The following is a 14,512-nucleotide window of genomic DNA, read 5'->3' as shown; positions in this document are numbered from 1 at the left end:
CCGATTCCGGTTTCCCATGGCTACTTCCCAGCTCATTCCACAACAACAGGTCGATATTCAACCCAATGGGACTTCCCGCCTGTATTGCGATTTTATTTCTCCCGGTTATAACTGCCGGGTATGGGTAGACCTCGCACCCTTCGACCAGGCCCCCACAGTGGAAAACAATTTTGCAGACGCATGGATCAGGATGCTCATTTTTGAAATGATGCATGTCGGAGGCCGTTTTGAAGTGAAAGGGGCCGTCAGTCTTACTCTGCTTCGGAATTTAGAGCATTTCATGGAAGCCTGGTCGCAAATGCATCCTGAGTATCTTAACGTGGTAGATATCAAGCCGGACCGGATTATAGACGACAGAAACGCGCCGGTGGACGATTCTGCGGTTGCCCTCTTTTCCCAGGGGCTGGATGTGACCTTCGCCTTGTACAGGCATGCGTCCCCACATCGGAAACCGCGGTATGATTCCCTGGATGTGAAAGCCTGCCTGCTGGTACAGGGCGGAGACCGGGGACTTTACGAAGAACCCCTGTTCCTGCGCTGTTATGAAAAAGCTCTCTCTACGATTGAGGAACTGGGCATCACGCACCTTCTGCGCTGCGGAAGCAATTATCCTGAAATTTTCCCTCTGGATACATTCTGGAACAACCAGCTTAACTGGGGATTTCACTGGCAACTGGTTCATCTGGCGGCTTTGACAGGCATGGCATCCTTTTGGCAAAGGGATTATGGCAATGTACTGGTGGGGAGCACCTATCCCTATTCATCCGGCGTAGTGGATTTTGGCTCCAACTTTGTGACGGACCCCCTCCTTTCTTCCCGGCGATTCCGTGTGTATGAAGAAGGCTGGGGATTCACCCGGAGCCAGAAGGCAAAATTGGTCAGCCAATGGGAAAGAGGACTGCGCAACCTGAGAGTATGCTGGCACTCCAATCCGGATCAGGACAATTGCGGAGTATGCGAAAAATGCTTCCGGACCATCCTGAATTTCAAGGCCTCCGGAGCTTTTTATTTACGCGATATATCTTTGGATGAAATTCGCGACAAGGAGATATGGAATGAACACATCTTTTACGAATACCAGACCATTCTGGAAGATGCCGAAAAATGGGGAACTTCTCAGGAACCGTGGGCTCAGGCATTAAAGGAAAGGCTGTCCCTGGGTGTGTACCCGGCGCCCAAGCCATTGACTTTCCCTCAACGGATGGGAAAGAGAATCAAACACTTCCTGTACTATAAAAAAGAAGATGCGGCCAGCGTCCGCATCAAGATTCTTGGCCTTCGGATCTATAAACGTAAAAAAGAGGGTCCCCTGCATCAAAGCCGCGAATGATAAAGCCTGTCCCATGCAAGCGTGCGGCGGCCATAAATATCCTCAACCCACCCGCTTCTTGCAAATCCGCAAGCCGCAGACCTTGACACGGAGCACTCCGTTCTCCTCCTTGCGGTAATAAAGGTACTTGGACAAAGCGGCGGCTTTCCCTATCTGCCGCGCATGCTTCGCCTTCCTTTCCCGGCAGCGGTCGAGGTCCGGTACAGTCAAAACCTTCTCCAGCCAGGGAAATTCACTCAACTCATTCAACAGATGTACGCGGGGAAAACGCTCCCGCAGGGACAACTCATAAATTCCGGAAATTTTGCCGTAAACATTGTCCATCAGAAAAACCTCCTTGCCCAGAAGAGCTCCGGAAATGCCCAGATGGAGCCTGTCCGTCAAGATGGCGTCAGGCTGGTCCAGCGCCTTCAAAAGCCAGCGGGTATAGGCAAAAGCGTGTTCCACCTCATCAATCACGCGTACGGAATACACGGAAAGGTCCGTATTCAAAGGGAGTTCCTTCAACGCTTGAGCGTGGCCGGTACTTTCCGGATCATCTCGCAGGCAAACGGCAAGCTTTCCGGCGCCGGGCAACGCTACCAAGGAAGTCTTGACATCCCTTTTCATGCGCTTGCCCCACGCCCGTTCCTCCATCTCCAGAAAAGGCAGCCTGACGGGCCGCTTCTTCAGCATCTCGGGCTCCGCGGCCACGGCCATGTCATCCGCCAGCAGGAATCGCGCCTTCCCATTCCTTGACAGGCAGTAGTCATAACTAGCCCGTTCCCGGCAAAACACGGTAAAACGTTCATCCAGCACATCCACCAGTTCATCACAATCCCTGAAGCTCTGGGGCAGGATCACGCACTTCCGGAGGCGCGGATCCGAAAAAAGGCGTACATAATGAGGCAGCATGCCAAAATAGGGGACAAAACCTCCCCCGCCGCCGTAAACCAGCGTTATTTCCTCCTTTCCTGCAGGGAGTTCCGGGCCGCATGAACTGAAATTCAGCTCTTCCCTTTCAAACAGGGCGACCGTGGAAGCGGCAATCAGGGCATCCCCCACATTCCCCTGGTTCATCATGTAATGGAACGGCCCCAGCTCACGCAGAAGCTCCATCATCGCGTGAACAGGGACAGGGGAACAGGAAATCCGGCTACAATCCATCGCCCTGATTCTACCTTACCGGCCATCAGGACGCAACTACATAGGACGGGGTCGCCTCTCCGGCGTTCCGGCACCTCTAGTTGCCAGCTTTGCGGGACTCCCTCACGCGGTCATTGGCGTTCAGGATGCGCTTGCGCAGGCGGATGAAATGGGGGGTGGCTTCCACCAGTTCATCAGGCTCAATGTACTCAATGGCGCGTTCCAGGGAAAAGGCGACGGGAGGGGAAAGCTGGATGCCGTCCCCCTTCGTGGCGGACCGGATGTTGTTCAGGTGCTTTTCCTTGCACGGATTGACCGGCATATCCATCTGGCGCGGGTTTTCACCAACGATCTGGCCTTCGTAAATATCTTCCTGCGGCCCTACGAACAGACGTCCGCGTTCTTCCAGCGCCACCAGCGCGAACGGCGTGGAAACGCCCGTTTCCATGGAAACCAGGGTGCCGGTGGTACGCGTGGTGATATCCCCGGCGTAGGGGCCGTAATCCCGGAACAGGTGGGAGAAAATGCCGTGGCCGGACGTCAGGTTGACCAGCTCAAACTCAAATCCGATGATGCCGCGGGTGGGAATATAGGCCTGGATGAAGGTGTGGCCCGTGCCCTCCTTGGAAATCATGTCTTCCATCTGTCCCTTGCGGGCGTGCAGAAGCTTCATGACGCCGTTGGCGTGCTCATCCGGAACTTCCACGTAAATCGTTTCATACGGCTCCGTAAGACGGTCACCTTCATCCCTCTTCATGATCACGGTGGGACGGGAAACGCACAGTTCGTAATTCTCGCGGCGCATGGTTTCCACCAGCACGGCAATCTGCATGGCCCCGCGGGCGGAAACGGAGAAAACGCCGGCCTTGTCCGTATCCTCCACCTGGATGGAAATATTCGTCCGCATCTCTCTCATCAGGCGATCGCGAATCACGCGGGAAGTTACATTCTTGCCGTCGCGTCCGCCGAAAGGCCCGTTGTTGATGGAAAACTCCATGGAAATGGTGGGCGGGTCAATCGCCACAAACGGGAGGGGCTCCGTATCCGCGGAACCGCCCAGGGTCTCACCGATGTTCACGTTTTCAAACCCCGCCACGCCTACGATGTTGCCCGCCACGCCGATGGCCGAATCCGTGGTGCCCAGGCCGGAATATTCAAACATGCGGGTCACCTTGCCGGAAATGCAGGTGCCGTCGCTCTGGTGAAGCCATACGGTATCCCCCTTCTTCACGGTGCCGGAGGTGATGCGGCCAATGGCCACGCGGCCCACGTAGTCGTCCCAGTCAATATTGGAAACGAGCATCTTGAACTCCCCTTCCGGATCGGCGTCCTTAGGAGCGGGGATGTGCTCCACAATCTTGAACAGAAGAGGCGTGCAGTCCACAGGAGGTTCCCCCTCCATGGAATTCATGAAATAGCCGTCGCGGGCGGACCCGTACACAAAGGGAGCTTCAAATTGTTCGTCCGTGGCGCCCAGTTCCAGGAAAAGCTCCAGCACCTGGTCATGCACGGCGGCAGGGTCGGCATGGGGGCGGTCGATCTTGTTAATGACCACAATGGGCATCAGCCCTTCCTGAAGGGCCTTGCGGAGCACGAAACGCGTCTGGGCCTGCGGACCTTCAAAGGCGTCCACCACCAGCAGCACGCCGTCCACCATCTTCATCACGCGCTCCACTTCCCCGCCGAAGTCCGCGTGGCCGGGGGTATCCACAATGTTGATCGTGTAGCCGTTCCAGAGGATGGAAGTATTCTTGGCCTTGATTGTGATGCCCTTTTCACGTTCCAGGTCCATGGAATCCATGGCGCGTTCCTGCACGGCCTGGTTGGCCCGGTAGGCTCCCCCCGCCTGCAAAAGTTGGTCGACCAGGGTCGTTTTCCCATGGTCAACGTGAGCGATAATGGCGAGGTTGCGGAACTTGGAAGGGTCTGACATTGCGCGCGAGAGCTAAAAGCACTGGAAAATAAATGTCAAGCCTGCTCCATGAATACCTCCATATATTTTTAACGCGCGCGTGCCTCTCCCGTTGCAGGTGACGGAACTTTTGTTCTCTCCGGTGAATTTATAGCTTCCCCCCCTCTTCAAATGGGGCTATCCTGCTCTGGCATAAATAATTTCTAAATTCTAGACAACGATGAAGATTTGGTTAGATGGAAAGCTGGTGGAACAGGAGGAGGCCAAGACCTCCGTTTTTGACCATGGTACGCTCTATGGAGACGGCATTTTTGAAGGTATCCGGTTTTACAACAAGCGCGTCTTCCGCCTGGAAGACCACATGGACCGCCTGTACAACTGCGCCCATTATCTGCTGCTGGACATTCCCTATACCCGGGAGGAACTCTCCAACGCGGTATGCGAAACGGCGGCGGCTTCCGGCCTGAGCGACGGCTACATCCGCCTGGTAGTTACCCGCGGCATTGGCAACCTGGGGCTCAATCCCTTCAACTGCAAACGCCCCAGCGTCTTCATCATTGCGGATAAAATCTCCCTGTACGATCCCGCCGTGTATGAAAACGGGCTGCCCCTGATCACCAGCTCCGTGCGCCGCAACCGTCCGGACGCCCTCTGCCCCCAGGTCAAATCCCTCAACTATCTCAACAACATCCTGGCCAAGATGGAAGCTGTGCGCCAGGGCGTAGCGGAAGCCCTGATGCTGAACGATCTGGGCAACGTGGCCGAATGCACGGGAGACAACATCTTCATCGTAAAAGACGGAGCCGTCTTCACGCCGCCCGTCACGGACGGCTGCCTGGACGGCATCACGCGCCGCGTGGTGCTGGAAATCTGCCGGGAACTGCAAATCCTGGCAGAAGAAAAAACCATGAACCGCTTTACCATCACCTGCGCGGATGAATGCTTCCTGACCGGCACGGCAGCGGAATGCGTCCCCGTCACCAAACTGGACGCCTACCAGCTGGGTTCCGGCAAAATCGGTCCGGTGACCGCCCGCATCCTGGCCCGCTTCCAGGAACTGACCCAGACCACGGGAACAGCCTTCTAAAGCCTGGCATTTCCTTTTTGACAGCAAAAACGGCCCCTCCTGTCCGACGGGGCCGTTTTTTTGCGCCACTGCATCAAAACCCGAAAGCGGCGCAACGCCATTCCATGAAATGTTCAGCTTGAAATCCACAGGAGGAGTGAAGCCGGAACATGAACGGATCAAACGCCTGTTTTTACAGTACGGACCATCAGGAAACACGGTAAAAGAACACATCACCCCGGCATAAACGGAATGCGCTCACCCGGGAATGAATGCCTCCCGGCCTTTAGGGCATACTCCACTCCAGAGCGAAGCGAAAGGATTCTTTAAAAAGCCGTCTCCGCCTTATCTCCCACGCACAAGGACAAAACCGGACACGTTCCGCTTCTGCCCCCATACCGGAACCGTTCCAGCCAGGAAAAAGGCGGGATTACTTCTTCTTCGGCAATCCGGTTTCCGGATCAAACTGCTTGGCCTGCTGGGCGTGCTCCTTCGTCTGGTAGAACCGGACGTAATCAATCAGGAACTTCACGGGATAACCGTTACCATCCTTCGGAGCCTTTTCACACCAGTTGCCGCCCACGGCGGAATTGAGAATGAGGTAAAACGGCGTACGGAACGGATTGCCCGCCTCATTGGCATAATTGGTGGTATTCAGATCAATGGATTTCACCAGCTTGTCATCCACCATCAGCTTAATGGAATCCTTGTCCCACTCCATGACATACGTATGAAAATCATCGGAGAGGTTATCAATCTTCACCGTGCCTCCGCGGGAAGCATCCTTCTTGGACACGCCGTCCGGGCTCAAATGGAAGGTGGAATAAACCACATCCGGCTGCTGGGAAATATTCTCCAGCATATCAATCTCTCCATTGACGGGCCAGCCCCACTTGTTCTTGCCAAGCAGCCAGATGGCAGGCCAGATGCCCTTGGTTCTGGGAACCTTGGCCCGAACTTCCAGTCTGCCGAACATGAAATTCTTCGTCTTGATCGTCGTCACGGAACCGGACGTGTAGGGCATGAATTTGGTATTCTTAATCCAGTCCGACGGACTCTTCTTGTAATTGATATTGGCGAACTTCTCAAAATGGGTCTCCAGGACCAGGCAGCCGTCTTCCAGCCTCATGTTCTTGGGCCGTGCTGTATAGGTCTGCTGGGACCCCTGATTGCGTATCACGCCCAGCTCCGGCTTCCACTTCTTGGCGTCTATCTTGGACCCGTTGAACTCGTCACCCCAAACATAAACCCATCCGCCGGGAAGGGTCTTCGGAGGCTTGGCGTCTTCTCCCTTTACGGACATGCACAGGCAGGCGGCCAACAACACGGCAAACAGGCTCTTCTTCATACGGACCAATACTGTACTTGGAACCGCAGCCTTTCAAACAAAATACGTCCGGACGGGCGCCTTTTCCCTCCCTTCCCTTGCAGGATGGCGGAAATACCCTCTAAAATGGATAGAAACTCTCTTCCGCCGCATGCTATGATTACGGTATGAAGACCACTCCTTCACCCCGTGGCCGGGCCCTTCTTCATCAAACCCCCGTGGGGGCCATCGTCATCGTGGAAAACGGAACGGCCGTCACGCACGTTTTCTTTAGCCGCATGGTGCAACTGGAGCATGTGGAATGGGAGGAAACGCCCCTGCTGCGCCAAACAGCCAGCCAACTGGACGAATACTTTCAAGGTGCCCGCCGCATGTTTGACGTGCCCCTTTCTCCGCAGGGAACGGAATTTGAGCAAACGGTCTGGAAGGCCCTTCAAACCATCCCCCATGGGGAAACCAGAAGCTACGGCGATATCGCCCGGCAAATTGGACAGCCATCAGCCTGCCGGGCCGTTGGGCATGCCAACAACCAGAACCCCATCAGCATCATCATTCCCTGCCACCGGGTCATTGGAGCCAATGGAAAACTGACCGGTTACGCGGGCGGCCTGACTATCAAGCAATATCTGCTGGAACTGGAACAGGGTGCCGTGGCTCCCTTCATGCTGTTCCCGGATGCGGAACGCGCCCGATGGAATACCCCTGCCAGCTCGTGAAAACGGCGGAAAAGCTTGAATTGGCCTACTGCTGCGCGGCGTCCGCCGCCTGCGGAGGCGTCATGGACTTCAAGGCTGCCTTGGGAGACTCAATGCCGAGCCACTGAAGGGGCAGCAATTCTCCCGTCACCTTGTAATGCTTGTAAGTCAACCCGGCAAAAACGGCCAGGAAAAACATCAGGACGGCATACAGGGCCATCCACAAATAATTCTTCCGCGCCGTACGGGTGGCCTCATCCGCCAATTGCTGCAAATTCCGCATGGCGGCGGAAGGAGCTGCCTCTTCCTCCCCCGCTTCGGTCGGCTCGGGAATGAGTCCCGGAGAAGGCTCTTCGGCAAACCGGAGCCTGGCATCTCCCAGGGCAATTTCGTCGCCATCGTAAAGAGAGGCGGCGCCCATGGGCGTGAGCCCGTTGATCTTGATTCCGTTAGTTGAACCCAGGTCTTCCAGAACATACGCGCCCTCCTTGAACTGAAGCAGGGCGTGTTCTCCGGACACGGACTGAAAAGGCAGCACTATTTCACAATGTTCGTCGCGTCCGATGCGGGCGAAATATTCGCCGTTCTTCGGAAGAACGATGGTTTTCTCGGAACCGTCGGGCAATTGGATGGAAAGGCGGGGCATGATTCACGGGCATCATGCCATGCCGACGCTGATTTTCAATCCAAAAGACCGTTTGCCCGGCATGCCCGGGAAAAAAGCGGTTGCATGCGCCTCTCCTTCAGAAGGCGGATTCCATGAAGTTCCATCATGCGGCTCCATTTTTCCAGACTTCTGACCAGCAGGAGTTTCCCAAAAGATATTCTTAATAGATAATTCACACACTTTAAATCCCCTATATAAAACGTCCCTCCGGATAGGGAATTGACATCCCGGACCCGCGGCGGCTAACATCAGGCATGAACGCCACGCAAGCATCAGCTTTCAAGGGATACAATCTGCTGACGGCCGCCAAATCGGTAATTTCCAAATACGCTGTATTTTCCGGGAGGGCTACCCGTTCGGAATATTGGTACTGGGTATTGGGGCAGACTGCCGTCCTGCTCCTGTTGGACATGGCCTTCACCATCTTCATGATCATCCTGTTTGCCTGCCATCATCCGCAGCAAATGTCATCAACTGAAACTTTTACCTATGGCATGGCAGGTGCCGTTCCCCTTCTGCTATGGAGTCTATTTACCGTGATTCCTTCGCTGGCCGTCACATGCAGGCGCCTGCATGACACCAACAAAGGCGGAATTATGCTGCTGCTTTATCTGGTTCCGCTGATAGGGAGCATTATTCTTCTCATTTACTGCTGTGAAGACAGCCAGCGGGGAACGAACCAATACGGGCCGTCGGAAAAATACCCGGGGCTGCCGTAATTTTCCGGAATTTCCTTTTGCCAAACAGCTTTCCGGTTCACAGGAAAAGTTAGCGGCACATGCCATGGAAAAGCCGTACAGTCCTGCACTTGTCTTGCGTTTTGGGGGGAAATGCTTCATATTCAGAACATGTTTGTTGACAACATCCGCATATTTGCCAGGGCAGGAAAGGGAGGAAACGGGCTGGTCAGCTTCCGCAGGGCCAAATTCGTGCCCAAGGGCGGTCCGGACGGAGGAGACGGCGGCGATGGCGGAAGCGTCATTCTGGAAGTGGACCCGCACACGAATGACCTGCGCTCCTTTTTCTACGACCCCAAATTGATCGCCACGGATGGAGTAGGCGGACAAAGCGCCAAAAAGCATGGCAAAAACGGCAAATCCGTCATCGGGAAAGTTCCCCCCGGCACCATCATCTACCGCAGCAATGCCTCCTCCATGGCGGAGGCGACCTGGCTGGAACGGGAAGGCGAAGGCATCGAGCTGGAAAAAATTGCGGACCTGACGGAAATCGGCACTCGGTTCACGCTGTGCCAGGGCGGCATCGGCGGAAAGGGCAACTGGCATTTCCGCTCTGCAACCAACCAGGCGCCTACGGAAGCCGAGATGGGAACGGAAGGGGACGAAGGCGTCTTCTTCATGGAACTGCGCCGCATTGCGGATGCCGGACTGGTGGGCTACCCCAACGCGGGCAAGAGCACCCTGCTGGGAGACATCTCGGAAGCCAAGCCCAAAGTCGCCAACTATCCCTTCACCACGCTCCAGCCCATCATCGGCGTAGTGGAATTCGACAGCTTCCGCCGCTGCGTTGTGGCGGACATTCCCGGCATCATTGAAGGCGCGCACAACAACCGCGGCCTGGGGCATGAATTCCTGCGCCACATCACGCGCTGCAAGGTGCTCGTCTTCGTTCTGGACATGGCCGGCAGCGAAGGCCGCGACCCCATTGAAGACCTTCAAAACCTCCGCACGGAAATCAAGCTGTACAGTGAAGACCTGGCCAAACAGCCCTGGTTCGTCGTCGCCAACAAAATGGACCTGGAAGGGGCGGAAGAAAACCTGGCCAACTTCCGCATGCGTTTTCCTAAGGTGGACGTCATCCCCCTTTCCGCGCTCAACGGAGAAGGCATTTCCCGGCTCAAGAGCAAGCTTGACGAACTTGTAGGCTATAAATTCGTTCGTTAAAACCATCCGTCCAACCCTCTCTCCCTTCCACATGACCGCTCCGCTTGCCGCAACGACAGACCCCGACCAGCTCTTGTGCCGTATCGCCGGAATTGGAGACCTCTTCGCCATTGAAGGGGAATTCGTCACCGGCAAGGAAATCCCCAGCGGCCACATCAACACCACTTACAAGGCCACCTACCGCAAAAGCGACGGGACGGAAGACTCCTACATCCTCCAGCGCATCAACGACTATGTCTTCAAGGACCCCAGAGCCGTCATGCGCAATGTGGAAAAAGTCACGCGGCACATCAACTGGAAAGTCCTGCGCCGTCTGAAGGACTCCGCCGGGCAGACCCTCAACCTCTATCCGGCACGCGGCGGCCGCAACTACATTGACATTCCCGGCGACGGCATCTGGCGCTGTTACAATTACCTGGCAGGCACGCATACCTACGACGTGGTGGAAAACACCCGCCAGGCGTACCAGGCCGGATTTGCATTCGGCTCCTTCCAGGACTTGATCAGCGACATGAATCCGGACGACATCGTGGAAACCATTCCCGGATTCCACCACACCCGGAACCGCTTCAACCGCCTGGTGGAAGTGGCGGCGCAGGATCCGCAGGAACGCCTTTCCACCTGCCTTCCGGAACTGGACTTCATCAAGGCGCGCGAGCAGGACGTGGACCGTTTGCTGGACCTCCAGGCCAGCGGCGTGCTTCCCACCCGCATCACCCATAACGACACCAAAATCAACAACGTCATGCTGGACGAGGATACGGACCACGCCGTCTGCGTCATTGACCTGGATACGGTCATGCCCGGCCTTGTGCTGTACGACTTCGGCGACATGGTGCGCACCGTTACCCCGCCTACGGAAGAAGATGAGGAAGACCTGGACAAGGTGCGCATGCGCATGCCGATGTTCCAATCCATTGTGGAAGGGTATCTGGCCGCCGCCCACGGCTTCCTGACCCAGGCGGAAATAGACCAGCTTGCTTTCTCCGGAAAACTCATCACGCTGGAAATCGGCATCCGGTTCCTGACGGACTACCTGGAAGGAGACCAATACTTCAAGGTTTCCCGCCCGGACCACAACCTCATCCGCTGCCGCACGCAGCTCAAGCTGGTGGAATGCATTGAACAGGAACTTCCGTCCATGGAGCAATATGTCAAGCGCGTGGCCAAGGGGATGTCCAGAAAATAGAGTGGGAGCTCTCCCTCCTTCTTTTCCATTCTCTCCGGGACGGCTATGCCGTCCCTTATTATTTATATTATTTGAACACTGCGGCGATTTCCATAATCCAAGAAACATTCCACGCAATCGCCACAGACCATGTTTGAAATACCGGATATTCAACTCAATCAATATGGCAAGCCGGCAAGGATCATGTATCTGGCCCCGTATGCCCCCGACGCTCCCGATTTCTCCAAAAAACCCTACACGGGCAACGGAGGCTATCCCCAGTACCACTACAACATTTACAAGGCCATTCAGGACATCGGCTATGACGTCGTCTCCTCCTCCAAGCCCTATTCCGTGCAATTCGCCAAAGGAAACGTGGACTATGTATTCTCCCTGATGAACAGGTTCGGCATGTCCAAGCCTGAAATATTCATCTCCTCGTACTGTGAATTCATCCAGGTCCCCTATTTGGGCGCCCCGCCCAACATCCGCGCCATTGCGGAAGACAAGCTCCTGACCAAGCTGGTATTCCGCTCCCTGGGCCTGAACATGCCGGAGGGCATCGGGCTTTCCGGGGAAAAAGGCATTCCGGACAAAGCGCCCTTTCCCGGCCCCTACTTCGTCAAAAAACGGTTTGGAGCCGCTTCCGGCGGTATTCGGGAAGACAGCATCTGCGGCTCCTGGGAGGCGGTAGCCGCGTGCGCCCGGCGCCTGATGGAGGAAGGGCATGAAGTGCTCGTGGAACAATACTGCGAAGGCATTGACGTCACGGTTCCCGTGCTGGGGGGTGAAAAACCCGTCATTCTGGGATACGTGCAGCCGAAATCCGACAAACCGGGCAGTATCATCACGGAAGACCTGAAACTGCATGACCACCTGGGCTACCAGATAGTCTCCGTGCACGGCCTGGAACAGGACATCGCCAACGACGTGCAGAAAGTCTGGGACGCCCTGGGGCCGATGGACTATTTCCGCATCGACTACCGGATTGACTTTGAAAAAGGCGAACGGCGCATCCTGGAAATGAACATCTGCTGCCACCTGGGCAAAAGCGGCTCCATCTGCCTGGCGGCCGCAGAACACGGCTACTCCCAGGCGGACCTCCTCAAATACATCATCGCCTACAGCATGAACAGGCAGAAAAACCTCTGCCGATACGGTACGTGGCTTATCTGACCATGTGCGCCAACAGATCATCCACCTATCATGGCGGGGAGAAAGTTGCTAATCCGGTATCCGGCTGATTGCTTCAAACACTTCCAGCCAGCTTTCCCTGGACGCTTCCAGCCCTCCCAGCGCCATGCCGCGTTCCCGGGCAGCGGAGGCCATATCCTCCCGGTAATGCGGTTCCCACGCCATCTTGGTGGCGTATGTGATGAAATCCCCGGGGCTTTCGCACAGCCATCCGGTCTTCCCGTGTTCCACCATCTGTTCCCAGCCTCCGCGCTTGTCCACAATAAGCACGCTTCCGCTCGCCATGGCCTCAAAGCCCACGCGCGGCCAATTCTCCGTCGTATCCGTGGGTTGCAGCACGATGTGGCATCTTTGGTAAAACTCCTGCTGGGATAGAGACCTCTGGTCATGGAACGTCTCCACCCAGTCGGGCGGCCTTCCGGTCTTCGCCTCGCTCCGCTGATCAAAGCCGAGAAAAGTTCCGGTCTTCCGCACGGGTGAGGCAAAATGCTCGTAAATGTGCCACGTATCCTTACTGAATTTGTCCTCATCCTGGCGGGAAATGTGCCCCGCGCCAAACCAGTCTGTGGATCGTTGGGCAAGGAAGGGAAAATCAGTCGTGTCAAAATACGGCTTGAACGTCATGAAGCGGATGGACGGATCAGAATTCAAGGCTCTCAGGCGCGGCATCATGTTCTTCCTCACCCGGTCATTCTGGTAAAGAAACAGGGAAATATCTCCCCTCTTCATGGCTTCCTTTTCGCTGCCGAAAAGCCAGGTCATGCAATTGACGAAGACTGTCCTTGCCGTCCGTTTTCGTATCTCCGGGAGGGCCGCCAGAAACTCCTCATTGCAAAAACTGATGACGGGCGCCCCTTCCGGAATGGCCGACCAGTCGTATCCTTCATGTACCGTGACGCCCTGCCCAACCATTTCCAGATAGAGTTCGGCACGGTGTGCGTTCTTCTGGGTGGGGATAAGGTGCATTTCCACCCCCAGATGTCCCCAAACCTTGATCTGATGATAAAGTTCGGCCCCCGCCCCTCCGTAAAGGGACGGAAACCCAATAATGTAGAGAGAGTTCATAGCTGGATTATTTTATTATTGGGGAATTCGTTTCAACGCTTTTTTAACACTTTCACGATCCTATCCCTTACGCTTCTAAACCTCAACTTAAAATAGAACGCGACTTCCATAACAGAGCAAGCTCCCCGTGGCCAGATATATTGACCTGCATCTTGATACGATTGGCGTATCCCATATCATTCATCCGCCATTGATGGAAAAACAAAAGCATGAACCGCCGCGTCTTATACACGGCAATTCCATTGCAAGCTGTGTGAACGGCCACTTTCCACTCGAAGCATGCCCGGATAGAATGGAGAAAGATAAGGTGATTGGTGTATACTTAATCAAACTTCAATTTCAAGAATACAACCAACATCTGAAATAGATTTTAAAAGAGAAGGGGGTAACCTAAACGACGCCATACCTTCCGTAAGGCTGATATGAATATATTTATCTCCACAATCAATTCTTGATGCTAAAATTATTATTTCTTTTAAACATCCAATCACTCTATCTTGCTGATTAGGTAAAATATCATAGTCTTTAATCCAAATTCCAAGATCTGGATTAGCTACTTGCTCTAATTGATTATCAGGCTACTTTTGACAACCTTCTATACGAAAAATAATAGTAGTTACATCTGGCATTTATTTATAATTGGCAAGTTAATATTTTTATTATATAATCATTACATTGTAAAATTAGAATATTAACGTTTATTATTTTCTTTAAAAAAAACATAAAATAAACCTTTATTTCAGCTCTTTGGTCCGAAAATAAAAATTTCTTATTCTATAGCTTTTCCCAGTTTTTTAATATTTTTCTTAATTCCTTCATGTGATAGATCCAATGAATAACGATCATCTGATAAACATTCTCAAATTCCTTGTCGTCCAGTGTTTCGTTTTTAAATATTTTTATCAAGGAATCCATCTCATTGATAATGTCATCAAGATGAAATGCCAATTCTTCTTTCTCCCGATTACTATATACATTTAGCGACGACGAGTTTTTAAATATTTCAAGAATTTTTTCTGAAGTTATCATAAGATTATGGCCTGGGACATATAGTAATCCAGC

14 protein-coding genes are annotated in these 14,512 nt (G+C 54.1%); 9 read left to right on the top strand and 5 right to left on the bottom strand.

Going from position 1 to position 14,512, the window contains the following annotated elements; translation table 11 throughout:
• Positions 1-16: 16 nt before the first annotated feature.
• Complete coding sequence (locus HJW02_RS05465; protein ID WP_146018251.1) at positions 17-1,330, top strand: hypothetical protein; 1,314 nt, start codon at positions 17-19, stop codon at positions 1,328-1,330.
• Between the two features lie 42 nt (positions 1,331-1,372).
• On the opposite strand, the gene HJW02_RS05460 is transcribed toward HJW02_RS05465, so the two are convergent.
• Positions 1,373-2,431 (bottom strand): polysaccharide pyruvyl transferase family protein, encoded by a 1,059-nt coding sequence (locus tag HJW02_RS05460; protein WP_180971091.1) that lies wholly within the window; start codon positions 2,429-2,431, stop codon positions 1,373-1,375.
• Positions 2,432-2,552: 121 nt separating this feature from the next.
• Positions 2,553-4,388 carry a translational GTPase TypA gene (gene typA, locus HJW02_RS05455; protein WP_022396370.1) on the bottom strand — a complete coding sequence of 612 codons (1,836 nt, stop codon included), beginning with the start codon at positions 4,386-4,388 and terminating at the stop codon, positions 2,553-2,555.
• Between the two features lie 199 nt (positions 4,389-4,587).
• Here typA and ilvE point away from each other — a divergent pair, with 199 nt between their 5' ends.
• Positions 4,588-5,454 (top strand): branched-chain-amino-acid transaminase, encoded by an 867-nt coding sequence (ilvE, locus tag HJW02_RS05450; RefSeq protein WP_102721580.1) that lies wholly within the window; start codon positions 4,588-4,590, stop codon positions 5,452-5,454.
• 409 nt (positions 5,455-5,863) lie between these two features.
• Here the strand turns inward: ilvE and HJW02_RS05445 are convergent, their stop codons facing one another.
• Complete coding sequence (locus HJW02_RS05445; protein WP_022396372.1) at positions 5,864-6,781, bottom strand: glycoside hydrolase family 16 protein; 918 nt, start codon at positions 6,779-6,781, stop codon at positions 5,864-5,866.
• A gap of 146 nt (positions 6,782-6,927) precedes the next feature.
• Between HJW02_RS05445 and HJW02_RS05440 the strand changes: the two genes are divergently transcribed.
• Positions 6,928-7,476: a methylated-DNA--[protein]-cysteine S-methyltransferase gene (locus HJW02_RS05440; RefSeq protein ID WP_102721581.1), complete on the top strand. Its 549-nt coding sequence runs from the start codon at positions 6,928-6,930 to the stop codon at positions 7,474-7,476.
• A 25-nt stretch (positions 7,477-7,501) separates the two neighbouring features.
• Here the strand turns inward: HJW02_RS05440 and HJW02_RS05435 are convergent, their stop codons facing one another.
• Positions 7,502-8,101: an FHA domain-containing protein gene (locus HJW02_RS05435; protein ID WP_022396374.1), complete on the bottom strand. Its 600-nt coding sequence runs from the start codon at positions 8,099-8,101 to the stop codon at positions 7,502-7,504.
• Between the two features lie 19 nt (positions 8,102-8,120).
• Between HJW02_RS05435 and HJW02_RS14005 the strand changes: the two genes are divergently transcribed.
• From HJW02_RS14005 to HJW02_RS05415, 5 genes are all read left to right on the top strand, one after another.
• The gene (locus HJW02_RS14005; RefSeq protein ID WP_257228122.1) at positions 8,121-8,255 is read left to right on the top strand and encodes a hypothetical protein; all 135 of its coding nucleotides are present in this window, start codon (positions 8,121-8,123) and stop codon (positions 8,253-8,255) included.
• A 121-nt stretch (positions 8,256-8,376) separates the two neighbouring features.
• Positions 8,377-8,841, top strand: a complete 465-nt coding sequence (locus HJW02_RS05430; protein WP_022396375.1) for a DUF805 domain-containing protein — start codon at positions 8,377-8,379, stop codon at positions 8,839-8,841.
• A gap of 129 nt (positions 8,842-8,970) precedes the next feature.
• A complete protein-coding gene (obgE, locus tag HJW02_RS05425) occupies positions 8,971-10,023 on the top strand; it encodes a GTPase ObgE (protein WP_102721582.1) in 1,053 nt (350 codons plus the stop codon).
• Positions 10,024-10,054: 31 nt separating this feature from the next.
• Positions 10,055-11,212 carry an aminoglycoside phosphotransferase family protein gene (locus HJW02_RS05420; RefSeq protein WP_022396377.1) on the top strand — a complete coding sequence of 386 codons (1,158 nt, stop codon included), beginning with the start codon at positions 10,055-10,057 and terminating at the stop codon, positions 11,210-11,212.
• 129 nt (positions 11,213-11,341) lie between these two features.
• Positions 11,342-12,367: a hypothetical protein gene (locus tag HJW02_RS05415; RefSeq protein WP_102721583.1), complete on the top strand. Its 1,026-nt coding sequence runs from the start codon at positions 11,342-11,344 to the stop codon at positions 12,365-12,367.
• Between the two features lie 48 nt (positions 12,368-12,415).
• On the opposite strand, the gene HJW02_RS05410 is transcribed toward HJW02_RS05415, so the two are convergent.
• Positions 12,416-13,450, bottom strand: coding sequence for a glycosyltransferase (locus HJW02_RS05410; protein WP_102721584.1), 1,035 nt, complete (start codon positions 13,448-13,450; stop codon positions 12,416-12,418).
• Positions 13,451-13,577: 127 nt separating this feature from the next.
• Here HJW02_RS05410 and HJW02_RS05405 point away from each other — a divergent pair, with 127 nt between their 5' ends.
• Entirely contained in the window at positions 13,578-13,817 is a 240-nt protein-coding gene (locus tag HJW02_RS05405; RefSeq protein ID WP_146018250.1) for a hypothetical protein, read from the top strand.
• The last annotated feature ends 695 nt before the right edge of the window (positions 13,818-14,512 follow it).

Source organism: Akkermansia sp. GGCC_0220 (assembly GCF_017566105.1).
GTDB lineage: Bacteria > Verrucomicrobiota > Verrucomicrobiia > Verrucomicrobiales > Akkermansiaceae > Akkermansia > Akkermansia massiliensis.
The sequence above is the reverse complement of the archived record's forward strand: the minus strand, read 5'-3'. Positions and strand labels throughout refer to the sequence as shown.